This window comes from Jannaschia rubra, assembly GCF_001403735.1.
Lineage (GTDB): Bacteria > Pseudomonadota > Alphaproteobacteria > Rhodobacterales > Rhodobacteraceae > Jannaschia > Jannaschia rubra.
Genome location: NZ_CXPG01000020.1, coordinates 403,103 through 428,936 on the forward strand (window position 1 = coordinate 403,103; position 25,834 = coordinate 428,936).

A 25,834-nucleotide genomic window follows, 5' to 3' on the forward strand; every position below is an offset into this window, starting at 1 on the left:
CGACGGGAGGTCGCCGCATGAGGCTGACGGTTCTTCTTCTGGGCGCGATGGCGCTCGCATCCTGCGGCACGCTCGACAGCCTGGGCTCCGCGGCCTCGGGGCCGTTCAGCGGGGCAGGGGGGCTGCGCGGCAGCCAGACCGAGATCGGGGGCGTGCGGTTCCGCACCCGCGTGACGCCCGCCACCGCCGACGGCCGCGGTTTCGCCACCGCGACGCGGGGCGAGGGGCGCAACATGGCCGCCGCGCTGGAGGCCGGCCGGGCCGAGGCGGTGGCCTATTGCCTGCGGACCTTCGGCGGATCCGAGATCGCCTGGTCGCAGGGGCCGGACCGTGCGCCCGAACAGGTCGCGGTGGACGAAACCGGCGCCGTCCTGCTGGCCGGAACCTGCATTTCGCGCTGACCTGCGCGCGATCCGGCCCCCGGGGCGGGGGCGATATTGAATAGCATCGCCCTTGCCCCAAGTTCTGTCCTCTCCCCCAGCTTGCGACCCGAGGACGGACCCATGCGCTTTCTTCCCATCCTGCTGTCGGCCGCGATCCTCGCCGCCCCCGCTTCCGCCGCCCTCAAGGACGAGGCGGGGATCACCGAAGGGCTGATCGTCGTCGGCATCGCCTACGAGATCTCGCGCGTGTGCCCCGACATCGACGCGCGGCGGCTGCGCGGCCTGAGCTACCTTCTGTCGCTCAAGTCGGCGGCGCGGCAGATGGGCTACTCCCCGGCCGAGATCGAGGCGTTCATCGACGACAAGGCCGAGAAGCGGAAGCTGGAGGCCGTGGCCCGCGACAGGCTGGCCGGGATGGGGGCCGTACGCGGCGACGTCGCCGGCCATTGCGCGGTCGGCCGGACCGAGGTGGCGCGCGACACCAACATCGGGCGGCTTCTGGCGCCGCGCTGATCGGTCGCCCCGATTTGGCACCTTGACGCACTGGCCTCCGCCGCGCGGCCGGTCTAGAACCACCTCCGAAACGCGCTGCTAGCAGACCGGAGCGATGGGCATGGCCGACCTCAAGAAAATCGTCATCGACGGGACCGAAATCGAGGCTCCGGCCGAGATGACCCTGATCCAGGCCTGCGAGATGGCGGGCGTGGAGATCCCCCGCTTCTGCTATCACGAGCGTCTGTCCATCGCCGGCAACTGCCGGATGTGCCTGGTCGAGGTCGTGGGCGGCCCGCCCAAGCCCGCCGCGAGCTGCGCCATGCAGGTGCGCGACCTGCGCCCCGGCAAGGACGGCGAGCCGCCGCAGGTCCGCACCAACAGCCCCATGGTCAAGAAGGCGCGCGAGGGGGTGATGGAGTTCCTCCTCATCAACCATCCGCTCGACTGCCCGATCTGCGACCAGGGCGGCGAATGCGACCTTCAGGATCAGGCGATGGCCTACGGCGTCGACTTCAGCCGCTACCGCGAACCCAAGCGCGCGGCCGTCGACATGGATCTCGGCCCGCTGGTCGAGACGCATATGACGCGCTGCATCTCCTGCACCCGCTGCGTGCGGTTCATCACCGAAGTCGCCGGCACCTCGGCCCTCGGCCAGACCGGGCGCGGCGAGGATTCGGAGATCACCTCCTATCTGGGCGAGACGCTGAAATCGAACCTTCAGGGCAACATCATCGACCTTTGCCCCGTGGGCGCGCTGGTCTCCAAGCCCTATGCCTTCACCGCCCGGCCTTGGGAGCTGACCAAGACCGAGACGATCGACGTCATGGACGCCCTGGGCAGCAGCATCCGGGTCGACACCAAGGGGCGCGAGGTCATGCGCATCCTGCCGCGCAACCACGACGGCACCAACGAGGAATGGATCAGCGACAAGACCCGCTTCGTCTGGGACGGCCTGCGGCGCCAGCGGCTCGACACGCCCTATGTGCGCGTGGACGGCAAGCTGACGCGGGCCACCTGGCCCGAGGCGCTGGCGGCGGCGGCCGCGGCGATGAAGGACCGGCGGGTCGCGGGCATCGTGGGCGACCTTGCGCCCACCGAAGCGGCCTTCGCCCTGCGCAGCCTGATGGACGCGATGGGCGGCGTCACCGAATGCCGGACCGACGGGGCGAAGCTGGGCACGGACCGCGCGGAATACGCGGGGACCGCGGCGGTCGAGGATATCGACACCGCGAAGGACGTCCTGCTGATCGGGACGAACCCGGCGGTCGAGGCGCCGGTGCTGAACGCGCGCATCCGCAAGGCCTGGCTGCACGGTGCCGACGTGCGGCTGATCGGTCAGCCGGCCGAACTCACCTACGAGCATGAGCATCTGGGAACCGGGCGCGATGCGCTGGCGCGGATCTCGGCGGAGGACGAGGCGAGTCGCGACAAGCCCTCGATCGTTATCCTCGGCAATGCCGCGCTGACCGGCGACGACGGCGCGGCCGTTCTGGCGCACGCCCGGCAGATCGCCGAAGCGCGGGGCGCGGGCCTTCTGATCCTGCACACGGCCGCCGGGCGGGTCGGGGCGATGGATGCCGGATGCCATACCGAGGGCGGGATCGACGCCGCGTTGTCGGCCGACGTGGTCTACAACCTGGGCGCGGACGAGATCGACGTGCCCCCCGGACCCTTCGTGATCTACCAGGGCTCGCACGGGGACCGGGGCGCGCACCGCGCCGACATCATCCTGCCGGGCGCCGCCTGGACCGAGGAGCAGGGGCTTTTCGTCAACACCGAAGGGCGGCCGCAACTGGCGCTGCGCTCGGGCTTCGCACCGGGCGAGGCCAAGGAGAACTGGGCCATCCTGCGCGCGCTTTCTGCCGAAGTGGGGTTCCAGCTGCCTTTCGACAGCATCGCGCAACTGCGCCGGGCCCTGGTGGAGGCCGCGCCGCAACTGGCCGAACTCGACGAGGTTCCCGTCAACGACTTCGCGCCCGCCGGCCCCCTTCCCGACCTGGGGCAGGGCGATTTCGGATCGGCGGTCCGCGACTTCTATCTGACGAACCCCGTCGCGCGGGCGAGCGAGCTCATGGCCGAACTGTCGCGCCTGGCGCGCGAGCGCGAGACGGCGCCGATCGCGGCGGAGTGACGATGGTGCCGCGGATCGGCCCGGTTCTGGCGGCGGTCGCGGCGCTGGCCGGCTGCGCGACGGAGGACCGGCCGGAGGGGGAGGTCTTCCGCCCCGAATACCTCGGGGTCGAGACGCGTCTGCTGGCCGACGATCTGGTCAACCTCCTCGTCACGATGGGGGGCGCGCGCGACCTGCAGGACGTTGTGGACTATGCGGAATGCGCGGCCGCGCAATATGCGCTGATCCGGGGCTACGGATTCGCGCGGCAGGTGCGGACAAACGTTGTGGAAGAGGGTGGCCTTTGGCGCGGAGATGCGGTTTACACCGTTTCGCCGACGCTTCCCAAGGGACTGCGAACGATCGATGCCGAAGTGGCGGTGGAAGATTGCCGCGCGAAGGGCATCCAGACCGTATGAGGAACTGAAATGGTCGAATTCCTGGCATCACCTTTGGGCATCGGCCTGACGATTCTGGCGCAGATCCTGCTGCTGGTGGTGCTCCTGCTCATGAGTCTCGCCGTCCTCCTCTATGCGGACCGCAAGATCTGGGCGGCGGTGCAGATGCGCAAGGGGCCGAACGTGGTCGGGCCGTTCGGCCTTCTCCAGTCGTTCGCGGACTTCTTCAAATACGCCCTGAAGGAGATCGTGATTCCCGCGGGCGCGGACCGGGCCATCTTCCTGATGGCGCCGATGATCACCTTTACCCTGTCGATGATCGCCTGGGCGGTGATCCCCTTCGGCGACGGCTGGGCGATCGCCGAACTCAACGTGGCCATCCTCTACGTCTTCGCCGTCTCCTCGCTCGAGGTCTACGGCATCATCATGGGCGGCTGGGCCTCGAACTCGAAGTATCCCTTCCTCGGCTCGCTCCGTTCGGCGGCGCAGATGATTTCCTACGAGGTGTCGATCGGCCTCATCCTGATCGGCGTCATCATCTCGACCGGATCGCTCAACCTGACCGACATCGTGCGCGCACAGCATGGCGACCTCGGGTTCCTGAACTGGTACTGGCTGCCGCACCTGCCCATGGTGTTCCTGTTCTTCATCTCGGCCCTGGCCGAGACCAACCGCCCGCCCTTCGACCTGCCGGAGGCCGAGTCGGAACTGGTGGCGGGCTATCAGGTCGAATATTCCTCCACGCCCTTCCTTCTGTTCATGATCGGCGAATACGCCACCATCGTGCTGATGACGGCCCTCATCTCGCTGATCTTCTTCGGCGGCTGGCTGTCGCCCGTCCCGTTCCTGCCGGACGGGGCGTTGTGGATGGTGGGCAAGATGCTCGTCATCTTCTTCCTGATCTCCATGGTGAAGGCCATCGTGCCGCGTTACCGCTACGACCAGTTGATGCGGCTCGGCTGGAAGGTGTTCCTGCCCTTCTCGCTCGCCTGGGTCGTGCTGGTCGCCTTTCTTGCCCGCTACGAGGTGCTGGGCGGGTTCTGGGCGCGGTGGCCCGAAGTCCTCGTGGTGATCCAGTGATGCGCGGCCGGACGATCATATCCACGGTCCCGGGTGGCCATTCGGCCCCCGACCGCATGAGGAGAGTGCCATGACTCAGCAGATCGACTGGACCCGTTCGGTCAAGTATTTCCTGCTCGCGGACATGTGGGCCGGGATGCGGATCGGGCTGAAGTATTTCTTCGCGCCCAAGGCCACGGTGAACTATCCGCACGAGAAGGGCCCCCTCAGTCCGCGGTTCCGGGGCGAGCACGCGCTGCGCCGCTATCCCAACGGCGAGGAACGCTGCATCGCCTGCAAGCTCTGCGAGGCGGTCTGCCCCGCGCAGGCCATCACCATCGACGCCGAACCGCGCGACGACGGCAGCCGCCGCACCACGCGCTATGACATCGACATGACGAAGTGCATCTACTGCGGTTTCTGCGAGGAGGCCTGTCCGGTGGATGCCATCGTCGAGGGCCCCAACTTCGAGTTCGCCACCGAGACCCGCGAGGAGCTGTTCTACGACAAGGCGAAGCTGCTCGAGAACGGGGAGCGGTGGGAGCCGATCCTCGCCCGCAACCTGGAACTGGATGCGCCGTACCGATGACCGACCAGAACCCCTTCACGGCCTGGATGGGCCACATGCAGGGCATGGCCAAAGCCATGAACCCCGCGCTGGAATCCTTCACCCCGCAGGGGTTCGAGAAGCTGTGGCCCACGATGCCGCGCGACCTCATGGAGCAGTTCATGGGCAAGGGGCTCAACCCCGATGGCCTGGACGCCAAGACCAAGATGCTGCTGACGCTCGCCGGTCTGACCGTGCTGGGCGCCCAGGCCGAGGCGCAGGTGCGCCTGACCGTGCGCCAGGCGGCCGAGCAGGGCGCGTCGAAGCAGGAGATCGCCGAGACGATCGGCCTCATGGGTCTGTTCGGCGGCCTGCCGGCGATGAACAAGGCCATGACCCTCGCCAACGAGGTTCTGGAGGGGGACGCGGAATGACGATTCTCGACCTGTCGTTCTACCTCTTCGCCTTCGTCACCGTCGGGTCGGGGCTGTTCGTGGTGGTCGCGCGCAACCCGGTCCATTCGGTGCTGTGGCTCATTGCCTGCTTTCTGTCGACGGCGGGGCTGTTCGTCCTGCTCGGCGCCGAATTCGTCGCCATGCTCCTCATCATCGTCTATGTGGGCGCGGTCGCGGTGCTGTTTTTGTTCGTGGTCATGATGCTCGACGTCGATTTCGCCGAACTCAAGGCCGAGATGGCACGCTACGTGCCGCTCGCCGCGCTGATCGGGCTGATCCTGCTGATGCAGCTGGTGATCGCCTACGGCGTCTGGGGCGCGGCCGAGGGCGTCGTCGTGGCCGAGGGGCTGGCCGACATCGCGGTCCCGCCCGCACTCAACACGACCTCGCTGGGCCTGATCCTCTACGACCGCTATTTCCTGATGTTCCAGCTTGCGGGGCTGATCCTGCTGGTCGCCATGATCGGCGCGATCACCCTGACGCTGCGCCACCGCAAGGACGTCAAGCGCCAGAACGTGCTGCATCAGATGTGGCGCGATCCGGCCACCGCGATGGACGTCCACGACGTGAAGCCGGGGCAGGGGCTCTGACCTGCCGCCCCGCCGCGACCGGCGGACGAGACTGACAAGGCCCGGACCCGTCCGGGCGACACGAAAAAGGGCACGGGCCGCCACAAGGCCCGGAGGGACGAGATGATCGGACTTGAACACTACCTGACCGTTGCGGCCACGCTTTTCGTGATCGGCATCTTCGGCATCTTCCTGAACCGCAAGAACGTCATCATCATCCTGATGTCGATCGAGCTGATGCTGCTGGCGGTGAACATCAACTTCGTCGCCTTCTCGGGCTTTCTGGGCGACCTCACGGGGCAGGTGTTCACGCTGTTCGTCCTGACCGTCGCCGCCGCCGAGGCCGCCATCGGCCTCGCCATCCTGGTCTGCTTCTTCCGCAACCGTGGCACCATCGACGTCGAAGACGTCAACGTGATGAAAGGCTGAGGGGATGAGCATGGGCACGACCGAGACAGGCTATGAGAACGCGAACGGCCAGAAGGTTCTGGGTCCGTCCGATCTGACTTCAAACCACCACAATCAACGGCTTTTCGAAATGAGCTGTACGCACTGCGGCTGCGGCTACAATGCGAACGGCTGCGACATCCATATTCGCCGTTGTCCCTCCTGCCAGAATGGCAAGCCAAGTTCTGAGGCGCTCTAATGGTGACGATCATTCTCTTCGCGCCCCTGCTGGGCGCGATCATCTGCGGCTTCGGCTGGAAGTTCATCGGCGAGACGGCGGCGACCGTGGTTGCGACCGCCTTCCTGTTCCTCGCGGCGGTCCTGTCTTGGGTCGTCTTCCTCGGGCATGACGGCGACACCCTGATCGTGCAGCTGTTCCGCTGGATTGAGAGCGGCACCCTGATGGCCGACTGGTCGATCCGTCTGGACCGGCTGACGGCGATCATGCTGATCGTGGTGACGACGGTCTCGGCGCTCGTCCACCTCTATTCCTTCGGCTACATGGACCACGACCCGCAGTTCCGCGAGGGCGAGATCTACAAGCCCCGGTTCTTCGCCTACCTGTCGTTCTTCACCTTCGCGATGCTCGCGCTGGTGACGTCGGACAACCTTCTGCAGATGTTCTTCGGATGGGAGGGCGTGGGCCTCGCCTCCTACCTGCTGATCGGGTTCTACTGGCGCAAGCCCTCGGCCGGGGCGGCGGCGATGAAGGCGTTCATCGTCAACCGCGTGGGCGACTTCGGCTTCATGCTGGGCATCCTCGCGCTGTTCCTCCTGACAGATTCGATCAACTTCACCGACGTCTTCGCCGCCACGCCCGAACTGGCCGAGACGCAGATCAGCTTCCTCTGGACCGATTGGAACGCCGCGAACCTGATCGCCTTCCTTCTGTTCATCGGCGCCATGGGAAAATCGGCGCAGCTCGGCCTGCACACGTGGCTGCCCGATGCGATGGAAGGCCCGACGCCGGTCTCGGCGCTCATCCACGCGGCGACCATGGTGACGGCGGGGGTGTTCCTCGTCTGCCGGATGTCGCCGCTGATGGAATACGCCGATCAGGCCATGGCCTTCGTCGTCGTCGTCGGCGCGGCCACGGCCTTCATGGCGGCGACCGTGGGCCTCGTGCAGAACGACATCAAGCGCGTCATTGCCTATTCGACCATGTCGCAGCTGGGCTACATGTTCGTCGCGGCGGGGCTGGGCGCCTATTCCGTGGCCATGTTCCACCTGCTGACGCACGCCTTCTTCAAGGCGATGCTGTTCCTCGGCGCGGGCTCGGTCATCCATGCCATGCACCACGAGCAGGACATGCGGAACTACGGCGGGCTGCGCAAGAAGATCCCCTATACCTTCTGGGCGATGATGATCGGCACGCTGGCCATCACCGGCGTCGGCATCCCGCTCACGCACATCGGCTTCGCGGGCTTCCTGTCCAAGGACGCGGTGATCGAGGTGGCCTTCGCCGGCAACACGGGCGCCTTCTGGGCGCTGGTCGTGGCGGCCCTGTTCACCAGCTTCTACTCCTGGCGGCTGATGTTCCTGACGTTCTACGGCAAGCCGCGGGGCGACATGCACACCCATGAGCACGCTCACGAAAGCCCGGCGGTAATGACCGTGCCGCTGGCCGTGCTGGCCGTGGGCTCGGTCCTGGCCGGGATGGTGTTCTACGGGCCCTTCTTCGGCTCGCAGGAGCAGGTGGACCGCTTCATGGGCGTGCCGGTCGAGCCGGTGGCCGCGCCGGTGGAGGAAGGCCTCGTGACGGAGGCGCCAGCGCATGGCGAGGCCCCCGCGGGCGAGGCCGGCGCCCTCCACGTCCGCGCGCCGCAGGTGCCGGGCCAGGGCGCGATCTTCGCAGGCCCCGAGAACCACATCATCCACGACGCGCATGAGGTTCCCGCTTGGGTCAAGGTCTCGCCTTTCGTGGCGATGCTGCTGGGGTTCCTCGCGGCCTGGGTCGGCTACATCGCGCGGCCGTCCCTGCCGGGCCAGTGGGCCGCGAACCTCGCGCCGCTGCACCGGTTCCTGTTCCGCAAATGGTATTTCGACGAGATCTACGACGTCCTCTTCGTGCGCCCGGCCAAATGGCTCGGCCGTTTCCTGTGGAAGCGGGGCGACGGCGACGTGATCGACGGGTCGATCAACGGGATCGCCATGGGCATCGTGCCGATGGCGACCCGCTGGCTGGGCCGGATGCAGTCGGGATACGTCTTCACCTACGCCTTCGCGATGGTCATCGGGATCGTGATCCTGATCACCTGGACGACCATCGCAGCAGGGAACTGAGACATGGACAACCTTCTCTCCATCGTCACCTTCACGCCGCTGGTGGCCGCCGCGATCCTCGCCCTGTTCCTGCGCGGCAACGACGAGGCGGCGCAGCGCAACGCCAAGTGGCTGGCGCTCGGGGCCACGGGCTTCACCTTCTTCGTGTCGATCTTCGTGCTGGCGGGTTTCGAGCCGAACGCCCCCGGCTTCCAGTTCCTGGAAGACCGCGAATGGCTGTTCGGCCTGCACTACCGCATGGGGGTCGACGGCATCTCGGTGCTGTTCGTGATGCTGACCACGGTGCTGATGCCCCTCGTGGTCGCCGCCTGCTGGGACGTGACCACGCGGGTCAAGGACTACATGGTCGCGCTTCTGGTCCTCGAAGGGCTGATGATCGGCGTGTTCTGCGCGCTCGACCTGATCCTGTTCTATGCCTTCTTCGAGGCGGGGCTGATCCCGATGTTCCTCATCATCGGCATCTGGGGCGGGGCGAACCGCATCTATGCGGCGTTCAAGTTCTTCCTCTACACGCTCCTGGGGTCCGTCCTGATGCTGGTGGCGATGATCGCCATGTATGTCGACGCGGGCACGACGGACATCACCCTGCTTCTCTCGCATGATTTCAGCCACGCGCCCCTGAACGTTCTGGGCCTGAACGTGGTGGGCGGGATGCAGACGCTGCTCTGGCTCGCCTTCTTCGCCAGCTTCGCGGTCAAGATGCCCATGTGGCCGGTCCACACCTGGCTGCCCGACGCCCACGTGCAGGCGCCCACGGCGGGGTCGGTCGTGCTGGCGGCGATCCTGCTCAAGATGGGGGGCTACGGCTTTCTGCGCTTCTCGCTGCCGATGTTCCCCGTGGGGTCCGAGATCATGGGTCCGCTGGTCCTGTGGCTCTCGGCCATCGCCATCGTCTACACCTCGCTCGTGGCGCTGATGCAGGACGACATGAAGAAGCTCATCGCCTATTCGTCGGTCGCGCACATGGGCTATGTCACCATGGGCATCTTCGCCGCCAACCAGCAGGGGGTCGACGGCGCCATCTTCCAGATGATCAGCCACGGCTTCGTCTCGGGCGCGCTGTTCCTTCTGGTCGGCGTCATCTACGACCGGATGCACACGCGCGAGATTTCGGCCTATGGCGGCCTCGTCAACCGGATGCCCGCCTATGCGCTGGTCTTCATGTTCTTCACCATGGCGAACGTCGGCCTGCCGGGCACCTCGGGCTTCGTGGGCGAATTCCTGACGCTCGTCGGTGTGTTCCAGGTCAACACCTGGGTGGCCGTGGTGGCGGCGACCGGCGTGATCCTCTCGGCGGCCTATGCCCTCTGGCTCTACCGCCGGGTCGTCTTCGGCGACCTCATCAAGGAATCGCTGCGGTCGATCACCGACATGACGGGGCGGGAGCGCGCGATCTTCGCGCCCCTCGTGGTGGCCACGCTGGTGCTGGGCGTCTACCCCGCACTGGTCCTCGACATCATCGGCCCCGCGGTGGCGAACCTCGTGGAAAACTATGACGTCGCGACCGCCGACTTCGTGCCCGGGCACGTCGTCGCCGCAACCGGACACTGAGAGGCTGATATGCTGAGCGCGGACCTGAAGATCATCCTGCCCGAGATCCTGCTCGCCCTCTACGCGATGGGCGCGCTGCTCGGCGCGGTCTACACCCGGCAGGACGCGCTGGCGCGGCCGCTGGTCTGGCTGACGGCCGCGGTGCTGACGGCCGTGGGCCTCGGCGTCGCCTTCTCGTCGGGCAGCGGCGCGGCCTTCGACGGCATGATCCTGCGCGACGGCTTCGCCCGCTTCGCGCAGGTGGCGATCCTTTTGTCGGCGGCGGCGGTCCTCGTCATCGGACAGGACGCCATGGCCCGCGCGGGCCTGCTCAAGTTCGAATACCCGATCCTCGTCATCCTCGCGGTGATCGGCATGATGGTCATGGTCTCGGCCGGCAACCTGCTCACCGTCTACATGGGGCTGGAGCTTCAGTCCCTCGCGCTCTACGTCGTCGCCGCCATGCGCCGCGACAACGTCAAGTCGACCGAGGCGGGGCTCAAGTATTTCGTGCTGGGCGCGCTGTCCTCGGGGATGCTGCTCTACGGCATCTCGCTGACCTACGGCTATGCCGGCACGCTCGACTTCGCGGGCGTCATCCTCGCCACGGCGGGCGAGGCGCCGCTGGGCCTGCTGTTCGGGCTGGTGTTCATGATCTCGGGGATGGCCTTCAAGATCTCGGCCGTGCCCTTCCACATGTGGACGCCCGACGTCTACGAAGGCTCGCCCACCCCCGTCACCGCCTTCTTCGCCACCGCGCCCAAGTTCGCCGCCATGGGCATGTTCACCCGCGTGGTCTACGACGCCTTCGGCGGCATCGTCTCCGACTGGCAGCAGATCATCGTGGTGCTGTCGGTGCTGTCGATGTTCCTCGGCTCCATCGCCGCCATCGGCCAGCGCGACATCAAGCGGCTGATGGCCTATTCGTCGATCGCGCACATGGGCTACGCGCTCATGGGGCTCGCGGCGGGCACGGCGCAGGGGGTGGCGTCGATGCTCCTCTACATGGCGATCTACGTCGTCATGAACATCGGCACCTTCGCCTTCATCCTCGCCATGCGCCGCGACGGGCGCGAGGTGACGGACATCGCATCCCTCAACCTGCTGTCGCGCTCGCGGCCCGGGGTGGCGCTGGCGCTTCTCGTCCTGATGTTCAGCCTCGCCGGCATCCCGCCGACGCTGGGGTTCTTCGCCAAGTACGGCGTGGTGCAGGCGGCGGTCGCGGCGGACCTGATCTGGCTTGCGGTGCTCGGCATGATCTCGACGGTGATCGGCGCCTTCTACTACTTGCGGATCGTCTACCTGATGTACTTCGGCGAGGCGGACGAGCCGTTCCGCCCCGAGGTTCCGATGGTACAGATGGTTGCCCTCGTGGTGTCGGCCATCCTCATGGTCGCCCTCCTGCCGCAGCTTCTGGGGCTGGAGCCGCTGGCCGCCGCCGCCGCCGCCGCGCTGGTCAACTAGGTGCCGTCCGCCCCTTGGCCACAGGGGGTGGACCGCGTCGTCCTGCCCGAGGTCGACAGCACTTCGGCCGAGGCCGCGCGCCGCGCGCTCGCGACCCCCACCTGGATCATGGCGCATCGCCAGACGGCGGGCCGTGGCAGGCGGGGCCGGGCATGGGCCATGCCCGAAGGCAACTTCGCCGCCTCGCTCGTCTGGCGGCCGGGGGGCGATCCGGCGGCGATGGCGCTGCGCAGCTTCGTCGCGGCGCTGGCGCTGCGGGATGCCCTGGTGTCGCTCGGCGTCGCGGGGCTGACGCTCAAGTGGCCCAATGACGTGTTGCTCGACGACGGCAAGCTCGCGGGCATCCTCCTCGAATCGCCGGCGCCCGGCCTTCTGGTGCTGGGCGTGGGCGTGAACCTGATCGCCGTGCCCGAGGCTACGTCCCTTGAACCCGGTGCCGTGCCGCCCATATCGCTCCTGTCCGCATCGGGCCTGCGCGTCGAGCCGGCCGTGATGCTCGACGCCCTCGCTCCCGCCTTCGCCGCGCGCGACGCGCAGTTCCTGACCTGGGGCTTTGCGCCGATCCGCACGGCCTGGCTCGACCACGCGGCCCGTCTGGGGCGCGGCATCACCGTCCGCCTGCCGGGCGAGACCCTCACCGGCATCTTCCGCGATCTCGACACGGACGGCTGCCTCGTCCTCGAGACCGGCCACGGCCTGCGCCGCATCGCCGCGGGCGACGTGTTCTTCGGAGAACCGCAATGCTCCTGACCATCGACTGCGGCAACACCAACACCGGCTTCGCCATCTGGGACGGCACGTCCTTCCTCGCCTCCTGGCGCTGCGCGACGCAGCACCAGCGCACGGCCGACGAATACTACGTCTGGCTCCAGACCCTGATGCACCTGCACCGGATCGACGTGACCATAACCGACGTCATCATCTCCTCCACCGTGCCGCGCGTCGTGCTGAACCTGCGGGTGCTCTGCGACCGCTATTTCGACACGCGGCCCTATGTGGTGGGCAAGCCCGACACCCTTCTGCCCGTGGACGTGCGCGTCGACGCGGGCACGCAGGTCGGGCCGGACCGCCTCGTGAACACCGTCGCGGGCTGGGACAGGCACGGCGGCGACCTCATCCTGGTCGATTTCGGCACGGCCACCACCTTCGACGTGGTGGACACCGACGGCGCCTATATCGGCGGCGTGATCGCGCCCGGCGTGAACCTGTCGCTCGAGGCGCTGCACATGGCCGCCGCCGCCCTGCCGCACGTCGACATCACCCAGCCGCAGCGGGTCATCGGAACCAATACCGTAGCCTGCATGCAGTCGGGCATATTCTGGGGCTATGTCGGCCTCATCAAGGAAACCTCAGCCCGCATCCGGGCCGAACGTGGCCGCGCCATGAAGACGGTGGCCACCGGGGGCCTCGCCCCCCTGTTCCAGCAGGCCGAAGACCTGTTCGATTCATATGAAGAAGACCTGACGATGCACGGCCTGACCGTGATCCACCGATTCAACAAGGAAAACACATGAGCGCCAAGCGCGAACGACTGATCTATCTCCCCCTGGGCGGGGCCGGCGAAATCGGCATGAACGCCTACGTCTACGGCTATGGCCCCGAGGGGAAGGAACGCCTGATCCTCGTCGATCTGGGCATCGCCTTTCCCGACATGGACACCACCCCCGGCGTCGACGTCATCCTGCCCGACATCGCCTGGCTGAAGGACCGGCTCGACCGCCTGGAGGCGGTATTCGTCACCCACGGTCACGAAGACCACCTGGGCGGCGTCGGGCACCTTTATCCGCAACTGAAGAAACCCGTCTACGCCCGCAAGTTCACCGCGAACCTCGCCCGCCGCAAGCTGGCCGAAAAGGGCCAGGACCAGAACGCCGTGACCACGGTGGGCCCCTGGCCCGAGACGGTCGAGGCGGGGCCCTTCACCGTGGGCTTCCTGCCGGTATCCCATTCCATTCCGGAATCGGCCGCACTGGTGATCGACACGCCCGCGGGGCGGATCATCCACTCGGGCGACTTCAAGCTCGACGCCGCCCCCATCGTGGGCGAGGCCTTCGACCCCGACCTCTGGGCCGAGGCGGCGAAGCCCGGCGTTCTGGCGCTGGTCTGCGATTCCACGAACGTCTTCTCGCGCCATCCCGGCCGGTCGGAATCGCAGGTCGCGCCGAACCTCGTGCCGCTGGTGAAGGACGCCACCGGCATGTTCGTCGCCACCACCTTCGCGTCGAACGTGGCGCGGCTCAAGTCGCTGGCCGACGCGGGCGTCGCGGCGGGTCGGTCGATCTGCCTCATGGGGCGCGCCATGCGCCGCATGACCGAAGCGGCGAGCGAGGAGGGGCTGCTCAATGACTTCCCCCGGACCGTCAGCCCGGAGGACGCGGCCAGCCTGCCGCGCGAGAACCTGATGCTGATCGTCACCGGATCGCAGGGCGAACGCCGCGCGGCCTCAGCGCAGCTGTCGCGGGGCAAGTATTTCGGGATGGAGATGAAGGAGGGCGACACCTTCCTCTTCAGCTCCAAGACCATTCCGGGCAACGAAAAGGAAGTCGCCCGCATCATGAACAACTTCTCCGAGATGGGGGTGGACGTGGTGACGGACGACGACGGGCTCTACCACGTCTCGGGCCACGCCAACCGGCCCGATCTGGAGACGGTCCACGGCATCGTGAACCCGCAGACCGTGATCCCCATGCACGGCGAGCACCGCCACCTGCGCGAACATGCCAAGCTGGCCGAATCGCTCGGCCGCACCGGCGTCGTGGCGCCCAACGGCACCATGCTGGAACTGTCGGGCAACGCTCCCCGCGTCGTCGACCATGTCGAGACGGGGCGCACCTATCTCGACGGGATGGCGCTGGTGGGCCAGTTCGACGGCGTGGTCCGCGACCGCCTCCGCATGGCGCTGAACGGCCATGTGGTCGTGGCGCTGATGATCGATGACGACGATGCGGTGATGGAGGACACCTGGGTCGACATCCGCGGCCTGCCCGACGCGGCCAACGGCGCACCGCTCGCCGACCTGATGGAGCAGCACCTGGCCGGCGTCCTGTCGCGGGTCGACAGCCGCACGGCGGGCGACGACGAGAAGCTCGAGGACCTCATCACCAAGGGCGTGCGCAAGGTGGCACAGGACGAGGTCGGCAAGCGGCCGGAGGTGACGGTCCTAATCACCCGGCTGACGGCGGACTAACCATCTGTTAACAAACGATTAAAGCAGGACAAGCCCTTGATGCGGCTGGCGAAAGGGGGCAATTGCCAATTGGCAATTCGCCCCCTTTTCCGTCATTCCGCAGGCACGGCCTCGGCGGCCTCGGCGGCCTCGACCCGGACGGCGCTGAACTTGAACTCCGGGATCTTGCCATAGGGGTCCAGCGCCGGATTGGTCAGCAGGTTCGCCGCCGCCTCGACATAGGCGAAGGGCAGGAACACCATGTCGGGCGCGATGGCCCGATCCTCCCGCGCCATGAGCGTGACCGTCCCCCGCCGCGTCGTCAGCCGCACATGCCCGCCCGCGGGCACCCCCAGCCGCCGCAGGGTGGAGGGATGAAGCGAGCAGTTGGCCTCCGGCTCCATCGCGTCGAGCACCTTCGACCGCCGTGTCATCGACCCGGTGTGCCAATGCTCCAGCTGCCGACCCGTGGTCAGCACCATGGGATATTCGGCGTCGGGCACCTCGTCGGGCGGAATGATCGACGCGGGCGTGAACCGCGCGCGGCCTTCGGGGCGGGGGAAGCCGTCGGCGAAGACGATGGCCTGCCCCGGATCGTCGGGCGACAGCGACGGATAGGTGACGGCCCCTTCCGCTTCCAGCCGGTCCCAGGTGATGTTGTCGAGCGACGGCATCACCCGCTTCATCTCGGCGAAGACGTCGCGCGGATGGGTATAGGCCCAGTCGAGCCCGCACCGCCGCGCCAGTTCCTGCGTGATGGTCCAGTCCTCGCGCGCCTCGCCCGGCGGGGGCGTCGCGGGCCGGCCCATCTGCACCTGCCGGTTGGTGTTGGTCACGGTCCCGGTCTTCTCGGCGAAGGCCGAGGCGGGCAGGATCACGTCGGCGTAGTTCGCCGTCTCGGTCAGGAAGATGTCCTGCACCACCAGGTGATCCAGCTTGGCCAATGCCGCGCGCGCATGGTCCAGATTGGGGTCCGACATGGCCGGGTTCTCGCCCAGGATGTACATTGCGCGGATGTCGCCCGCATGGACCGCATCCAGGATCTCCGTCACCGTCAGCCCCTTCTCGGCCAGCGGCTCCTCTCCCCAGAGGTCGGCATAACGCTGCCGCACCTCGGCCGATCCGACGGGGGCATAGTCGGGCAGGAACATCGGGATCATGCCGGCATCGCTCGCTCCCTGCACGTTGTTCTGGCCGCGCAGCGGGTGCAGCCCCGACCCCGGCCGCCCGACCTGCCCGCACATGAGCGCGAGGCTGATGAGGCAGCGCGAATTGTCGGTGCCGTGGATGTGCTGGCTGACGCCCATCCCCCAGAAGATCATCGCCGACCGCGCGCCGGCGAAGGTGCGCGCGACGTCGCGGATGGTGTCCGCGTCGATGCCGGTCAGGCCCTCCAGCCCCTCGGGGGCGAAGCCCTTCAGATGTTCGCGTTCCGCCTCCCAGTTCTCGGTCATGGCGGCGATGTACTGGCGGTCGACCAGCCCCTCGTCCGCGATGACATGCATGATGGAGTTGAGCAGCGCCACATCCGCGCCGGGCCGGAACTGGAGCATGTGCGACGCATGCCGCTTCAGCGCCTGACCCCGCGGGTCCATCACGATCAGCTTGCCGCCGCGCTTGGCGAACTGCTTGAAATAGGTGGCGGCGACGGGGTGGTTCTCGACCGGGTTGGCGCCGATGACGATGGCCACGTCGGCGTTCTCGATCTCGTTGAAGGTTGCGGTGACGGCGCCCGACCCGACGTTCTCGATCAGCGCGGCGACCGACGACGCATGGCAAAGGCGCGTGCAATGGTCGACGTTGTTGTGCCCGAAACCCTGCCGGATGAACTTCTGGAACAGATAGGCTTCCTCGTTGGAGCATTTGGCGGAGCCGAAGCCCGCCACCTGCTGCCCCCGTCCGCGCAGGCCGTCCGCCGCGCGGTCCAGCGCCTCCTCCCAGGTCGCCTCGCGGAAGACGCCGCTCCAGTCGCCCGGATCGACGTTCAGCCCCTTCGCGGGCGCGTCGTCGCGGCGGATCAGCGGCCGGGTCAGGCGGTGGGGGTGGTGGATGTAGTCGAAGCCGAACCGCCCCTTGACGCAGAGCCGCCCCTCGTTCGCGGGGCCGTTCACGCCGTCGACCTTGACCACCCGGTCGCCCCGCACCTTGAGCGAGATCTGACAGCCGACGCCGCAGAAGGGGCAGACCGATTGCACCTCGCGGTCGAAGGCCGCGCTGTCGCCTTCCTGAGCCGCATCGACCATCGTCGCGGGCATCAGCGCACCCGTGGGGCAGGCCTGCACGCATTCGCCGCAGGCCACGCAGGTGCTCTCGCCCATGGGGTCGTCGAAATCGAACACCGGCCAGGCGTCGTGCCCGCGCCCGGCCATGCCGATCACGTCGTTGACCTGCACCTCGCGGCAGGCGCGGACGCAAAGCCCGCACTGGATGCAGGCGTCGAGGTTGACGCGCATGGCGACATGGCTGTCGTCGAGCAGGGGGATCCGCTCCGCCTCCAGCGTGGGCAGGCGGCTTTGGGTGACGCCCGTGGCCTCCGCCGTGGCCCAGAGGTGCGAGGAGCGGTCGTGGGCGGCGGCGCGCTCGGGCTGGTCGGCCATCAGCATCTCGACCACCATGCGGCGCGCGGCCTTCGCGCGGGCATTGTCGGTGGTGACGACCATGCCGGGCAAAGGCTCCCGGATGCAGGAGGCGGCGAGCACCCGCTCCCCCTCGATCTCGACCATGCAGGCGCGGCAGTTGCCGTCGGGGCGGTAGCCGGGCGCGGGCTTGTGGCACAGGTGCGGGATCACCAGGCCGCGGCCGTTCGCCACCTCCCAGATGGTCATGCCGGGCGCGGCCTCGACCGTTTCGCCGTCGAGCGTGAAGCGGATCGTCTCTGACATGGCCAGCCCTCCCTTGCGCCCGATCCTAGGGGCAGGGAGGCGCCGCCGAAAGCCCCCGCGCGACCGCGCCGCGCCGGGATGCGACGCCCCGCCGTCAGCGACGGCCGAACAGCCGATACCACAGCCAGTCGGGCAGGATCTGCCCGCCCCGGAACAGCCAGGAGAAGGGCGAGGGAAAGCTGCGCTTGAAGTCGTCGGTGCACATCATCTCGAACATCCGCTGCGCGGCATCCTCGGGCGACATGAGGAAGGGCATGGAAAAGTCGTTCCTGTCGGTCAGGCGGGTGCGGATGAACCCCGGATTGGCGATCTGCACGGTGACGCCGGTGCGCCGCAGGTCGGCGTGCATCCCCTCGGCCAGCGCCATGACGCCGGCCTTCGACGCGCCGTATCCCGTGGCCCCCGGCAGGCCGCGGAAGCCCGCCAGCGACCCGGTCAGGACGATATGGCCCGCGTCACGCTCCACCATGTCGCCGATGACGGCGCCCACGACGCGGGCCGCGCCGGTGAAGTTGATGTCGCACATCGCCGCGACCTGATCGGGCACCCAGTCCTGCGCCGCCTGCGGCCAGTAGACGCCGGCGGTGAACACCAGCCCGTCCAGTCGCCCCGCCCGCGCCGCCGCCTCGCGCACGCTGGCGCCGTCGGACACGTCGCAGGGGACGACGCTGCTGCGGCCGGGCAGGGTGGCCGCGACCTCGTGCAACCGGTCCTCCGACCGGGCCGACAGGATCACCTCCGCCCCCGCGCTCGACAGTTTGGCCGCCAGTGCCGCGCCCAGCCCTTCGGAGGCGCCGACCATCCAGTATCGCTTGCCCGTCCAGTCACGCATCGTCGTCACCCTTCTTTGTCAACAAAAGCCGCGCCACTGCCTTCAGGCCCGGCGGCACCCCAGCATGGAAGAGCGAGAGCATCCAGAGCGCCTCCGCCCCGTTCGGCGCGGCCCCGATACGGCGCGGCGATGGCGGCCGACAGCAAAATGAGCAAAAGCAGCGGGCCCTGCCCCCCCGGGTGCGCGCAGATGGTCGGCCATGTGGACGAGAAACAGGGTCGCGGTGACGGCCACCGGCGTCGCGTCGACGAGCACGATGAGCAGCAGACGCCGTGCGGGGCCATCGCGCAGCACGGCGTCGAGCCCGCTGACGGGCGCCCCGTCGCCGCGCGACGACCATTCGACCGCCATCACCCGTCGCGCGAGCAGGACCGCCATGGCGAAGATCGCCGCATACCAAGCCAAGGACGCCCCGGTTTTGGCCAGTGCCGGGGGGGTCGCGGCGGCGACCACGAGCTGGCGACAGCGGGGCGAGCGTGACGCCATGGCCTTCGACGCAGAAGCGGGGCGCGTAATCGTAGTCGGGAAGCCCCGACGCCGCCAGCATCGCCGCGAAGGAAGCCGGACGGGGCAGACCGGTGCTCACCGTGAGACGCCGGAAGACGGCGGATCGGGCCGGTCGCGGAACGGCGCCCCCCGCCACCAGAGCCGCAGCGCCTGCCAGTGGATCAGCGCGAGCACCCGCCGGCTGCCGAAGGGCCGACGCAGCGCCGCGCGGAGCAGCGCGCCGTCGGTCAGGGGACGGCGCGGGCCGGTCAGCGTGGCGAGAAGCCTTCCGCCGGGCATCCGGTAGTCGATCCAGACGCCCACGCGGCTGTCCGAGATGTCGAAGCGGAACGTGTATCGCCCCTCGACCGGCTGGAAGGGCGAGACATGCAGCACCTTCTGCACCGTGATCCGCATGTCGGGCGCGATGGGGGCGAGGTCGTCGGCGTGGCAGAGATAGGAATGGCGGTCGCCATAGGTGTTCGTCACCTCGGCGATCACGGCGCGCAGCCCGTCGCCACCGTCGTGGATCAGCCAGAAGCTGACCGGGTTGAAGGTGTGGCCCAGCACGCGCGGCTGCGCCAGAAGCAGGATGCGGCCCGGCGCGAAGTCCGGCAGGTGACACGCCAGCACGTCGCGCGCCCAGGGCAGGCCGCGCCCCTCGCCCGGCGGGCCGCCGTGGTCGCGGTCGCGCAGCGAGACGAGGTTGGCCCGGTCGCGCGAGAAGAACCGCGGCAGCGGGCCGGTGTCGGCGGGGTCGAGAAGGACGTAGTCGACGCCGTAGCGGAAGGTGTTGGCCACGCCGTCGGCCCAGCGACCGTGGAAGGTCGTGCCGGGCACATGGTCGAGGACGCGCCTCATTCGGCGGCGACCTGCACCGGGTCGCGCGCGGCCAAGGCGTCGGCCACGTCAAGCGCGCTGACGAAGCCGTCCTCGTGAAAGCCGTTCCGCATCCAGGCGCCGCAGAACCAGGTGCGATCGGTGCCGTTCGCCGCGCGCAGCCCCTCGACCGCCTGCATCATCGGCAGATCGTAGACCGGGTGACGGAAGGTGGTGACGTCGTGGATCAGATCCTCGCGGATGGGGCGCTGGGGGTTGAGGGTCGAGAAGAGCGGGTCGTCCTGGGGAATGGGCTGGAGCCGGTTCATCCAGTAGGTCAGCCCGATCCGGTCGGGGCGCGCGGCCTGCTCGGCGTAGTTCCAGGCGGCCCAGACCTTGCGCCGGCGCGGCATGACCGAGGGGTCGGCATGCAGCACCGCCTCGTTGTCCTGAAAGCGCACGCGGGAGAGGAGCGCGGTCTCGTGCGGGCGCGGATCGGCGAGAAGGCGCAGGGAGTCGTCGGCGTGGGTGGCGAGGACCACATCGTCGAACCGCTCCGGCCCCTGGCCTGCCAGAACCTCGACCCCCGGGGCATCGCGGCGGATGGCGCGAACCGGGGTGCCGAGCCGCTGCTCCACCCCCATGCGGGCCAGCCGGGCCGTCAGGCGGGCGACATATTCCGCCGAGCCGCCGCGCACCGTGTACCACTGGTGCTGGCCCTTGTGGCTGAGCAGGTTGTGGTTGCGGAAGAAGCGCATCATGGCCTGCGCCGGAAACTCCATGACCTGCCGGGTTGGCGTGGACCAGATCGCCCCCGAAATCGGGGCGAGATACCAGTCGCGGAACTCCTGCCCCATGCCCAGCCGGTCGAGGAAGGCCCCGAGCGGCAGGTCCGGGTCGCAGGCCGCATCGGCCGCATGGGCGTTGAACCGGAAGATGTCGCGCACCATCCGCAGGAACCGCGGCGACAGAAGGTTGCGGCGCTGGGCGAACATCGTGTCGGCGGTGCGGAGCGAATATTCCACGCGCCCCCCGTCGAGCGAGGCGGCGAAGGACATGTCGCTTTCCGCGACAGGCACGCCCAGGTCGTCGAACAGCGCGACGAGGTTGGGATAATTCGCGCGGTTCCAGACGATGAAGCCGGTATCGACGGGCCGGTCGCCGTTGCGCCCGGCGAGGATCGTGCGGGCATGGCCGCCGGCGCGGGACTCGGCCTCGAACAGGGTGACGCGGTGGCGGGGGGCGAGGGCATGGGCCGCGATCATGCCGCCGATGCCCGCACCGACGATCGCGATGCGGCGCGGCGGGTGGTCGTGAAAGGCGGGGGGCAAGTGCGGCGGTGTCCGTCCTGTTGTGTTGTATTCCGGCATCCATGCCGGGGGAATTCGTCCGGATCATCACGGCGCGCGGACCCAATGGTGCGACCATCGCATGAAAACTGATCCGCGCAACAGCCCGCGCCGTAGTCAGGATGAACTTGAAGCCCGCGCCGATGTTCCCGATAACGCGACCACGGCAGGCATGTCCGCCCGCCCGGAGCCGGAGACGCATGTGGCGGAGACCGAAAAGGACGATGCCCATTGGACAGCGCAGATGATTGCCGTCGGAGCGGCCCGCGACCGCGCGGCCTTCGAGGATCTGTTCCGCCACTATGCCCCGCGCATCAAGGCGTTCCTGATCCGCACCGGGCTTGCGCCCCCGGTGGCGGAGGACTGCATGCAGGATGTGATGGTCACGCTCTGGCGCAAGGCGCATCTCTACGATCCCGCGCGGGCGAGCGTGGCGACATGGGTGTTCACCATCGCGCGCAACCGCAAGATCGACATGATCCGCAAGACGCGCCGGCCGGAGCCGGAGGACCTGACCTGGGGGCCGGAGGCCGAGCCGTCGCAGGCGGACGTGGTCGCCATGCGCCAGGAGAGCGCGCGGCTGGCGCAGGCGGTGGCCGAGCTGCCGGAGCGGCAGCGCGACCTGGTGCAGCGCGCCTTCTTCGGCGAGGCGACGCACAGCGAGATCGCCGCCGCGACGGGCCTGCCCATGGGCACCATCAAGTCGCGCATCCGGCTGGCGATCACGCGGCTGCGCGAGGCCATGCCGGAGGGTACGGCCGACAGGGACAGGGACGGGACGTGACGACATGAGCATCCGGCATCCCATCGGGGACGACCTTCTGCTGGGCTTCGCGGCCGGAACGCTGCCCGCGGCGCACGATCTGGTGGTGGCGACGGCGGTGTCGCTGGACGACGACGCACGCGCGCGGCTGGGCGGGTTCGAGACGCTGGGCGGCGCGCTTTTGGAGCAGGCCGATGCCGCGCCGGTGGGGGACGACGCGCTGACGGCGGTTCTGGGCCGGCTCGACGAGGAGGAGGACATGGCGCCCCCGCGCCGTATCTGCGGCGGGATCTTTCCGGCACCTTTGCAGGACGCGGTGGGCGGCGATCTGGCGGCGGTGCGCTGGCGGCCCGTGGGGATGGGCGCGCGGCAGGCGGTGCTGCACCGGAGCCCGCGCGGGACCGCGCGTCTGCTTTCGATTCCGGCCGGTCAGGCGATGCCCGACCACAGCCATCGTGGAACCGAGCTGACGCTGGTGCTCACGGGCGCGTTCCGCGATGGCGACCTGCGGTTCGCGCGGGGCGACCTCCAGGTTGCGGACGCCAGCACCGAGCATCGCCCCACGGCGGAGCCTGCGGAGGACTGCATCTGCCTTGTCGTCACCGACGCGCCGCTGCGCTTCGCGGGGCTGTTGCCGCGCCTGTTCCAGCGGTTTCTCGGGATCTGAGGGTCAGGGGGCCACGGGCACGTAGAGCGGCACGGTCGAGATCGCCATCTTGGCCGACCCCTCGGTCAGTTCGGCGGCATGGGCCAGATAGACGAGGGTCTGGCGTTCCTGATCGAAGATCCGCTTCACCCGCAGCGACTTGAGGACGATGGACCGGCTTTCGCGGAACACCTCCTCGCCGCTCTCCGAGGTGTCGATGTCGCCCAGCGTGATCGGCCCGGTCTGGCGGCAGGAGATGGAGGCGTTGGAGGGGTCCTCGAACCAGTTGCCCTGCGACAGACGGTCGATGATCGAGCGGTCGAAATAGGCGATGTGGCAGGTGACGCCCTCGACCTTGGGGTCGTCGATGGCATCGATGACGATGTCGTTGCCGACCCAGTCGACCCCCACCTCGCCGATCTTTTCGGCGGCGGCGGGCGTGGCGAGGAGGGCGGCGATCAGTGCGATGTATTTCATGCGGGCGAACGCGCCGCCCGGTTCCGGGTTCCGCCCGCCGTCGCGTCATGGCAGGGTCGGGCTCGTCCGCCCCGAACCCGGAGAAGATACCGTGCTTGTCCTTCTGACGCTCCAGAGCCTCGTTCTCGCGGGATGGGTGGTGACGACGCTGGGCCTTTTGTCGGGCATGGGGTGGCGGGCGGTGGCCGACCGTCGCGCGGTGCCCGACATGGCGCCCCGCCCGCCCTATCTCCGCGATCCCGGGACGCGGGTCAGGCGCATCGTCTGGTGCGTGCTGACGGCGGCGCTGGCGGTGCTTGCGGCGATCACGACGGTGACGCTGGCCTCGGCCTGACGCTTCCGTTCGCGCCCTGTCCGCGCTAGGGCGCGGGGATGACCGGCCCCTCCACTCCCTATCGCCCGCCGCATGGCCCCATCGCGGTGATCCACCGGGACGATCACCTGCTGGTGGTGGACAAGCCGCAGGGCCTTCTGTCGGTGCCGGGGCGGGGTCCGGACCTGACCGATTGCCTGCTAGCGCGGCTGGCGGCGATCTGGCCCGAGGTGCTGCTGTGCCACAGGCTCGACCGCGACACGTCGGGGATCATGGTCTTCGCGCTGACCAAGGAAGGCCAGCGCAAGATGGGCCGCATGTTCGAGGTGCGCCGCGTCCGCAAGCGGTACATCGCGCGGGTCGCGGGCCGGGTGGCGGCGCCGTCGGGGACGATCGACCTGCCGCTGATCGTCGACTGGCCGAACCGTCCCCTTCAGCATGTGAACCACGAGACCGGCAAGCCCGCCGTCACCGACTGGACGCGCGTCGCGCATGAGGGCGACACGACGCGGATGCGCCTGATGCCGCGCACCGGGCGCAGCCACCAGTTGCGCGTGCACATGCGCGAACTGGGCCACCCGATCCTGGGCGATCCGTTCTATGCCACGGGGGCGGCGCTGGATCATCCGCGGATGATGCTGCACGCCGAGGGCCTGAAGTTCGAGCATCCGGTGACGGGCAAGGTCATGCGGCTGGAGGCGCCGGTGCCGTTCTGACGCGCCGCTCTGGTCTGGCGCGGCGGAGATGACTAGGTATCGGGCGAGCCATTCAACCCGAGGAGACATGCCATGAGCCTGCGCATCAACCAGACCGTTCCCGATTTCGAGGCCGAGACCAGCGAGGGGCACATCCGCTTCCACGACTGGATCGGCGACGACTGGGCCATCCTGTTCAGCCATCCCAAGGATTTCACCCCGGTCTGCACCACCGAGTTCGGCGCCGTCGCGCAGCTCGACGCCGAATGGAAGAAGCGCGGCGTCAAGGTGATCGGCATTTCCGTCGACGGGGCGGAGGAGCATCGCAAGTGGAAGTCCGACATCTCGGAGTTCGCAGGCGCGGAGGCGGGGTTCCCCATCATCGCCGACGAATCGCTGGAGGTGTCCAAGGCCTATGACATGCTGCCCGACGACGCCTATCTGCCCGACGGCCGCACGCCCGACGACACCGCGACGGTGCGCGCCGTCTACATCATCGGGCCGGACAAGAAGCTGAAGCTGTCGATGACCTATCCGATGAACGTGGGCCGCAACTTCGCCGAGATCCTGCGCGCCGTGGACGGGTTGCAGACCGCCGCCAGGCACGGCGTGGCGACGCCCGCCAACTGGGAGCAGGGCAAGGACGTGGTGATCCCCACGTCGCTGTCAAACGAGGATGCGACGGCGAAGTTCGGCGACTTCAAGACGCATTTCCCCTATCTGCGGATGACGCGCGACCCCTCGCAGTGATCCGGCGCGCGTGAGCGACGGGCGGCCCGTCTCGCCCTATCTGGTGCCCGGTTTCTACGACCGGGCGCTGTCGCAGGGGCGCCACCGCGAGATCGTCGGCGGCCGCTGGGACGAGACGGGGCGCGCGCAGATGGATGTCCTGCGCGCGGCGGGGCTCCGGCCGGATCACCGGCTTCTGGACGTGGGCGCGGGGGCATTGCGCCTAGGGTGCCGGGCGGTGCCCTGGCTCGACCCCGGCAACTACTGGGCGACGGATGCCTCGGGCGGGCTGATGCGGCGGGGGCGGGAGGTGGAGCTGGCCGACCCGGCCCGCCTGCCGGTGGAGCAGCTGATCGAGGATGCGGAGTTCGCCTATCCGGGCGTGACGCCCCGGATCGACGTCGCCATCGCCTTCGCCGTCTTCACCCATCTGCCCCATGACCGGCTGGCCGCTGCGCTGGGCCGGGCGCGGGTGCGGTTTCCGGGCCTGCGGGCGTTCCTGTTCACGGTGTTCCTGGTGCCCGAAGACCGCTTCGCCGGGGCCTTCCGACAGGCCGACGGCGTCGTGACGCATCCGGCGCGGCCGCCCTGGCACATGACGGAGGCGGTGCTGCACGCGCTGACGGAGGCGGCGGGGTTCGGGATGGACCTGCGCGACACCGTGCTGCCGCGCGGACAGCGGCTGGTCGAGGCGCGGCCGAAGTAGCCCACGAAAAAGGCCACCCGAGGGTGGCCCATCCGTCACGGTCTCGTGCCGATCCTCAGCCCTGGCGGGCCTTGAAGCGGCGCTGGGTCTTGTTGATCACATAGACCCGGCCCTTGCGGCGCACGACGCGGCAATCGCGGTGCCGGTTCTTGAGCGACCGGAGGGAATTGCGAACCTTCATGGCTGCGTCTCCTATCATCGCGGCGCGCTGTGACGCCGTGGGTTGAACCT

At 68.6% G+C, this 25,834-nt stretch carries 28 protein-coding genes; 21 read left to right on the forward strand and 7 right to left on the reverse strand.

What is annotated here, in order from left to right; all coding sequences use genetic code 11:
- Nucleotides 1-17: 17 nt before the first annotated feature.
- From JAN5088_RS11610 to JAN5088_RS11680, 15 genes are all read left to right on the forward strand, one after another.
- Nucleotides 18-401: a hypothetical protein gene (locus JAN5088_RS11610; protein WP_055682970.1), complete on the forward strand. Its 384-nt coding sequence runs from the start codon at nt 18-20 to the stop codon at nt 399-401.
- Nucleotides 402-503: 102 nt separating this feature from the next.
- Nucleotides 504-896 carry a DUF5333 domain-containing protein gene (locus JAN5088_RS11615; RefSeq protein WP_055682971.1) on the forward strand — a complete coding sequence of 131 codons (393 nt, stop codon included), beginning with the start codon at nt 504-506 and terminating at the stop codon, nt 894-896.
- 100 nt (nt 897-996) lie between these two features.
- A complete protein-coding gene (gene nuoG / locus JAN5088_RS11620; RefSeq protein ID WP_055683337.1) occupies nt 997-3,009 on the forward strand; it encodes an NADH-quinone oxidoreductase subunit NuoG in 2,013 nt (670 codons plus the stop codon).
- A gap of 2 nt (nt 3,010-3,011) precedes the next feature.
- Nucleotides 3,012-3,407: a YNQ4 family lipoprotein gene (locus JAN5088_RS11625; protein WP_055682972.1), complete on the forward strand. Its 396-nt coding sequence runs from the start codon at nt 3,012-3,014 to the stop codon at nt 3,405-3,407.
- Nucleotides 3,408-3,416: 9 nt separating this feature from the next.
- Nucleotides 3,417-4,466, forward strand: coding sequence for an NADH-quinone oxidoreductase subunit NuoH (nuoH, locus tag JAN5088_RS11630; RefSeq protein WP_055682973.1), 1,050 nt, complete (start codon nt 3,417-3,419; stop codon nt 4,464-4,466).
- A gap of 70 nt (nt 4,467-4,536) precedes the next feature.
- The gene (gene nuoI / locus JAN5088_RS11635) at nt 4,537-5,034 is read left to right on the forward strand and encodes an NADH-quinone oxidoreductase subunit NuoI (RefSeq protein ID WP_055682974.1); all 498 of its coding nucleotides are present in this window, start codon (nt 4,537-4,539) and stop codon (nt 5,032-5,034) included.
- Nucleotides 5,031-5,426 (forward strand): carboxymuconolactone decarboxylase family protein, encoded by a 396-nt coding sequence (locus tag JAN5088_RS11640; RefSeq protein WP_055682975.1) that lies wholly within the window; start codon nt 5,031-5,033, stop codon nt 5,424-5,426. The genes nuoI and JAN5088_RS11640 overlap by 4 nt, the downstream gene beginning before the upstream one ends.
- Entirely contained in the window at nt 5,423-6,037 is a 615-nt protein-coding gene (locus JAN5088_RS11645) for an NADH-quinone oxidoreductase subunit J (RefSeq protein WP_055682976.1), read from the forward strand. Before JAN5088_RS11640 ends, JAN5088_RS11645 begins: the two co-directional genes overlap by 4 nt.
- A 102-nt stretch (nt 6,038-6,139) precedes the next feature.
- A complete protein-coding gene (gene nuoK / locus JAN5088_RS11650) occupies nt 6,140-6,445 on the forward strand; it encodes an NADH-quinone oxidoreductase subunit NuoK (protein ID WP_055682977.1) in 306 nt (101 codons plus the stop codon).
- 216 nt (nt 6,446-6,661) lie between these two features.
- Nucleotides 6,662-8,746: an NADH-quinone oxidoreductase subunit L gene (gene nuoL, locus JAN5088_RS11655; protein WP_055682978.1), complete on the forward strand. Its 2,085-nt coding sequence runs from the start codon at nt 6,662-6,664 to the stop codon at nt 8,744-8,746.
- A gap of 3 nt (nt 8,747-8,749) precedes the next feature.
- Nucleotides 8,750-10,297, forward strand: coding sequence for an NADH-quinone oxidoreductase subunit M (locus JAN5088_RS11660; RefSeq protein WP_055682979.1), 1,548 nt, complete (start codon nt 8,750-8,752; stop codon nt 10,295-10,297).
- A 9-nt stretch (nt 10,298-10,306) separates the two neighbouring features.
- A complete protein-coding gene (nuoN, locus tag JAN5088_RS11665) occupies nt 10,307-11,740 on the forward strand; it encodes an NADH-quinone oxidoreductase subunit NuoN (RefSeq protein WP_055682980.1) in 1,434 nt (477 codons plus the stop codon).
- Nucleotides 11,741-11,767: 27 nt separating this feature from the next.
- A complete protein-coding gene (locus tag JAN5088_RS11670) occupies nt 11,768-12,490 on the forward strand; it encodes a biotin--[acetyl-CoA-carboxylase] ligase (RefSeq protein ID WP_233489772.1) in 723 nt (240 codons plus the stop codon).
- A complete protein-coding gene (locus JAN5088_RS11675) occupies nt 12,481-13,254 on the forward strand; it encodes a type III pantothenate kinase (RefSeq protein WP_055682982.1) in 774 nt (257 codons plus the stop codon). The genes JAN5088_RS11670 and JAN5088_RS11675 overlap by 10 nt, the downstream gene beginning before the upstream one ends.
- Entirely contained in the window at nt 13,251-14,927 is a 1,677-nt protein-coding gene (locus tag JAN5088_RS11680; protein WP_055682983.1) for a ribonuclease J, read from the forward strand. Before JAN5088_RS11675 ends, JAN5088_RS11680 begins: the two co-directional genes overlap by 4 nt.
- Before the next feature lie 92 nt (nt 14,928-15,019).
- Here JAN5088_RS11680 and fdhF read toward each other — a convergent pair whose 3' ends face one another.
- The 5 genes from fdhF to JAN5088_RS11705 form a co-directional block, all read right to left on the reverse strand.
- Nucleotides 15,020-17,788, reverse strand: a complete 2,769-nt coding sequence (gene fdhF / locus JAN5088_RS11685; RefSeq protein WP_055682984.1) for a formate dehydrogenase subunit alpha — start codon at nt 17,786-17,788, stop codon at nt 15,020-15,022.
- A gap of 94 nt (nt 17,789-17,882) precedes the next feature.
- Nucleotides 17,883-18,620: an SDR family NAD(P)-dependent oxidoreductase gene (locus JAN5088_RS11690; RefSeq protein WP_055682985.1), complete on the reverse strand. Its 738-nt coding sequence runs from the start codon at nt 18,618-18,620 to the stop codon at nt 17,883-17,885.
- A gap of 42 nt (nt 18,621-18,662) precedes the next feature.
- Nucleotides 18,663-19,025, reverse strand: a complete 363-nt coding sequence (locus JAN5088_RS11695; protein WP_055682986.1) for a hypothetical protein — start codon at nt 19,023-19,025, stop codon at nt 18,663-18,665.
- A 177-nt stretch (nt 19,026-19,202) separates the two neighbouring features.
- Nucleotides 19,203-19,967, reverse strand: a complete 765-nt coding sequence (locus tag JAN5088_RS11700) for a DUF1365 domain-containing protein (RefSeq protein WP_055682987.1) — start codon at nt 19,965-19,967, stop codon at nt 19,203-19,205.
- Nucleotides 19,964-21,256, reverse strand: coding sequence for an NAD(P)/FAD-dependent oxidoreductase (locus JAN5088_RS11705; RefSeq protein WP_055682988.1), 1,293 nt, complete (start codon nt 21,254-21,256; stop codon nt 19,964-19,966). The genes JAN5088_RS11700 and JAN5088_RS11705 overlap by 4 nt, the downstream gene beginning before the upstream one ends.
- A gap of 220 nt (nt 21,257-21,476) precedes the next feature.
- Between JAN5088_RS11705 and JAN5088_RS11710 the strand changes: the two genes are divergently transcribed.
- Nucleotides 21,477-22,058: a sigma-70 family RNA polymerase sigma factor gene (locus tag JAN5088_RS11710; protein ID WP_370736414.1), complete on the forward strand. Its 582-nt coding sequence runs from the start codon at nt 21,477-21,479 to the stop codon at nt 22,056-22,058.
- A gap of 4 nt (nt 22,059-22,062) precedes the next feature.
- Nucleotides 22,063-22,704 carry a ChrR family anti-sigma-E factor gene (locus JAN5088_RS11715; protein ID WP_055682990.1) on the forward strand — a complete coding sequence of 214 codons (642 nt, stop codon included), beginning with the start codon at nt 22,063-22,065 and terminating at the stop codon, nt 22,702-22,704.
- 3 nt (nt 22,705-22,707) lie between these two features.
- Here the strand turns inward: JAN5088_RS11715 and JAN5088_RS11720 are convergent, their stop codons facing one another.
- A complete protein-coding gene (locus JAN5088_RS11720) occupies nt 22,708-23,160 on the reverse strand; it encodes a CreA family protein (RefSeq protein WP_055682991.1) in 453 nt (150 codons plus the stop codon).
- 91 nt (nt 23,161-23,251) lie between these two features.
- On the opposite strand from JAN5088_RS11720, the gene JAN5088_RS11725 reads away from it, so the two are divergent.
- The 4 genes from JAN5088_RS11725 (at nt 23,252) to JAN5088_RS11740 (ending at nt 25,603) form a co-directional block, all read left to right on the forward strand.
- Nucleotides 23,252-23,494, forward strand: a complete 243-nt coding sequence (locus tag JAN5088_RS11725; protein ID WP_143114649.1) for a hypothetical protein — start codon at nt 23,252-23,254, stop codon at nt 23,492-23,494.
- Between the two features lie 38 nt (nt 23,495-23,532).
- Entirely contained in the window at nt 23,533-24,189 is a 657-nt protein-coding gene (locus JAN5088_RS11730) for an RluA family pseudouridine synthase (RefSeq protein ID WP_055682993.1), read from the forward strand.
- Between the two features lie 72 nt (nt 24,190-24,261).
- Nucleotides 24,262-24,918, forward strand: coding sequence for a peroxiredoxin (locus JAN5088_RS11735; protein ID WP_055682994.1), 657 nt, complete (start codon nt 24,262-24,264; stop codon nt 24,916-24,918).
- Between the two features lie 10 nt (nt 24,919-24,928).
- The gene (locus JAN5088_RS11740; protein ID WP_055682995.1) at nt 24,929-25,603 is read left to right on the forward strand and encodes a class I SAM-dependent methyltransferase; all 675 of its coding nucleotides are present in this window, start codon (nt 24,929-24,931) and stop codon (nt 25,601-25,603) included.
- 55 nt (nt 25,604-25,658) lie between these two features.
- Here the strand turns inward: JAN5088_RS11740 and ykgO are convergent, their stop codons facing one another.
- On the reverse strand, nt 25,659-25,784 hold the full coding sequence (gene ykgO / locus JAN5088_RS11745; RefSeq protein ID WP_005850168.1) for a type B 50S ribosomal protein L36: 126 nt from the start codon (nt 25,782-25,784) through the stop codon (nt 25,659-25,661).
- Between the last annotated feature and the right edge of the window lie 50 nt (nt 25,785-25,834).

Excerpts from the sequence above, each read along its gene's own strand:
- JAN5088_RS11610 (WP_055682970.1), top strand. The coding sequence starts at position 18 with ATGAGGCTGACGGTTCTTCTTCTGGGCGCGATGGCGCTCGCATCCTGC.
- nuoK (WP_055682977.1), top strand. The coding sequence starts at position 6,140 with ATGATCGGACTTGAACACTACCTGACCGTTGCGGCCACGCTTTTCGTG.
- fdhF (WP_055682984.1), bottom strand. The coding sequence starts at position 17,788 with ATGTCAGAGACGATCCGCTTCACGCTCGACGGCGAAACGGTCGAGGCC.
- nuoN (WP_055682980.1), top strand. The coding sequence starts at position 10,307 with ATGCTGAGCGCGGACCTGAAGATCATCCTGCCCGAGATCCTGCTCGCC.
- JAN5088_RS11640 (WP_055682975.1), top strand. The coding sequence starts at position 5,031 with ATGACCGACCAGAACCCCTTCACGGCCTGGATGGGCCACATGCAGGGC.
- JAN5088_RS11615 (WP_055682971.1), top strand. The coding sequence starts at position 504 with ATGCGCTTTCTTCCCATCCTGCTGTCGGCCGCGATCCTCGCCGCCCCC.
- JAN5088_RS11715 (WP_055682990.1), top strand. The coding sequence starts at position 22,063 with ATGAGCATCCGGCATCCCATCGGGGACGACCTTCTGCTGGGCTTCGCG.
- JAN5088_RS11660 (WP_055682979.1), top strand. The coding sequence starts at position 8,750 with ATGGACAACCTTCTCTCCATCGTCACCTTCACGCCGCTGGTGGCCGCC.
- JAN5088_RS11680 (WP_055682983.1), top strand. The coding sequence starts at position 13,251 with ATGAGCGCCAAGCGCGAACGACTGATCTATCTCCCCCTGGGCGGGGCC.
- JAN5088_RS11675 (WP_055682982.1), top strand. The coding sequence starts at position 12,481 with ATGCTCCTGACCATCGACTGCGGCAACACCAACACCGGCTTCGCCATC.
- JAN5088_RS11645 (WP_055682976.1), top strand. The coding sequence starts at position 5,423 with ATGACGATTCTCGACCTGTCGTTCTACCTCTTCGCCTTCGTCACCGTC.
- nuoL (WP_055682978.1), top strand. The coding sequence starts at position 6,662 with ATGGTGACGATCATTCTCTTCGCGCCCCTGCTGGGCGCGATCATCTGC.
- JAN5088_RS11730 (WP_055682993.1), top strand. The coding sequence starts at position 23,533 with ATGACCGGCCCCTCCACTCCCTATCGCCCGCCGCATGGCCCCATCGCG.
- ykgO (WP_005850168.1), bottom strand. The coding sequence starts at position 25,784 with ATGAAGGTTCGCAATTCCCTCCGGTCGCTCAAGAACCGGCACCGCGAT.
- nuoG (WP_055683337.1), top strand. The coding sequence starts at position 997 with ATGGCCGACCTCAAGAAAATCGTCATCGACGGGACCGAAATCGAGGCT.
- JAN5088_RS11700 (WP_055682987.1), bottom strand. The coding sequence starts at position 19,967 with ATGAGGCGCGTCCTCGACCATGTGCCCGGCACGACCTTCCACGGTCGC.
- nuoI (WP_055682974.1), top strand. The coding sequence starts at position 4,537 with ATGACTCAGCAGATCGACTGGACCCGTTCGGTCAAGTATTTCCTGCTC.
- JAN5088_RS11720 (WP_055682991.1), bottom strand. The coding sequence starts at position 23,160 with ATGAAATACATCGCACTGATCGCCGCCCTCCTCGCCACGCCCGCCGCC.
- JAN5088_RS11690 (WP_055682985.1), bottom strand. The coding sequence starts at position 18,620 with ATGCGTGACTGGACGGGCAAGCGATACTGGATGGTCGGCGCCTCCGAA.
- JAN5088_RS11735 (WP_055682994.1), top strand. The coding sequence starts at position 24,262 with ATGAGCCTGCGCATCAACCAGACCGTTCCCGATTTCGAGGCCGAGACC.
- JAN5088_RS11625 (WP_055682972.1), top strand. The coding sequence starts at position 3,012 with ATGGTGCCGCGGATCGGCCCGGTTCTGGCGGCGGTCGCGGCGCTGGCC.
- nuoH (WP_055682973.1), top strand. The coding sequence starts at position 3,417 with ATGGTCGAATTCCTGGCATCACCTTTGGGCATCGGCCTGACGATTCTG.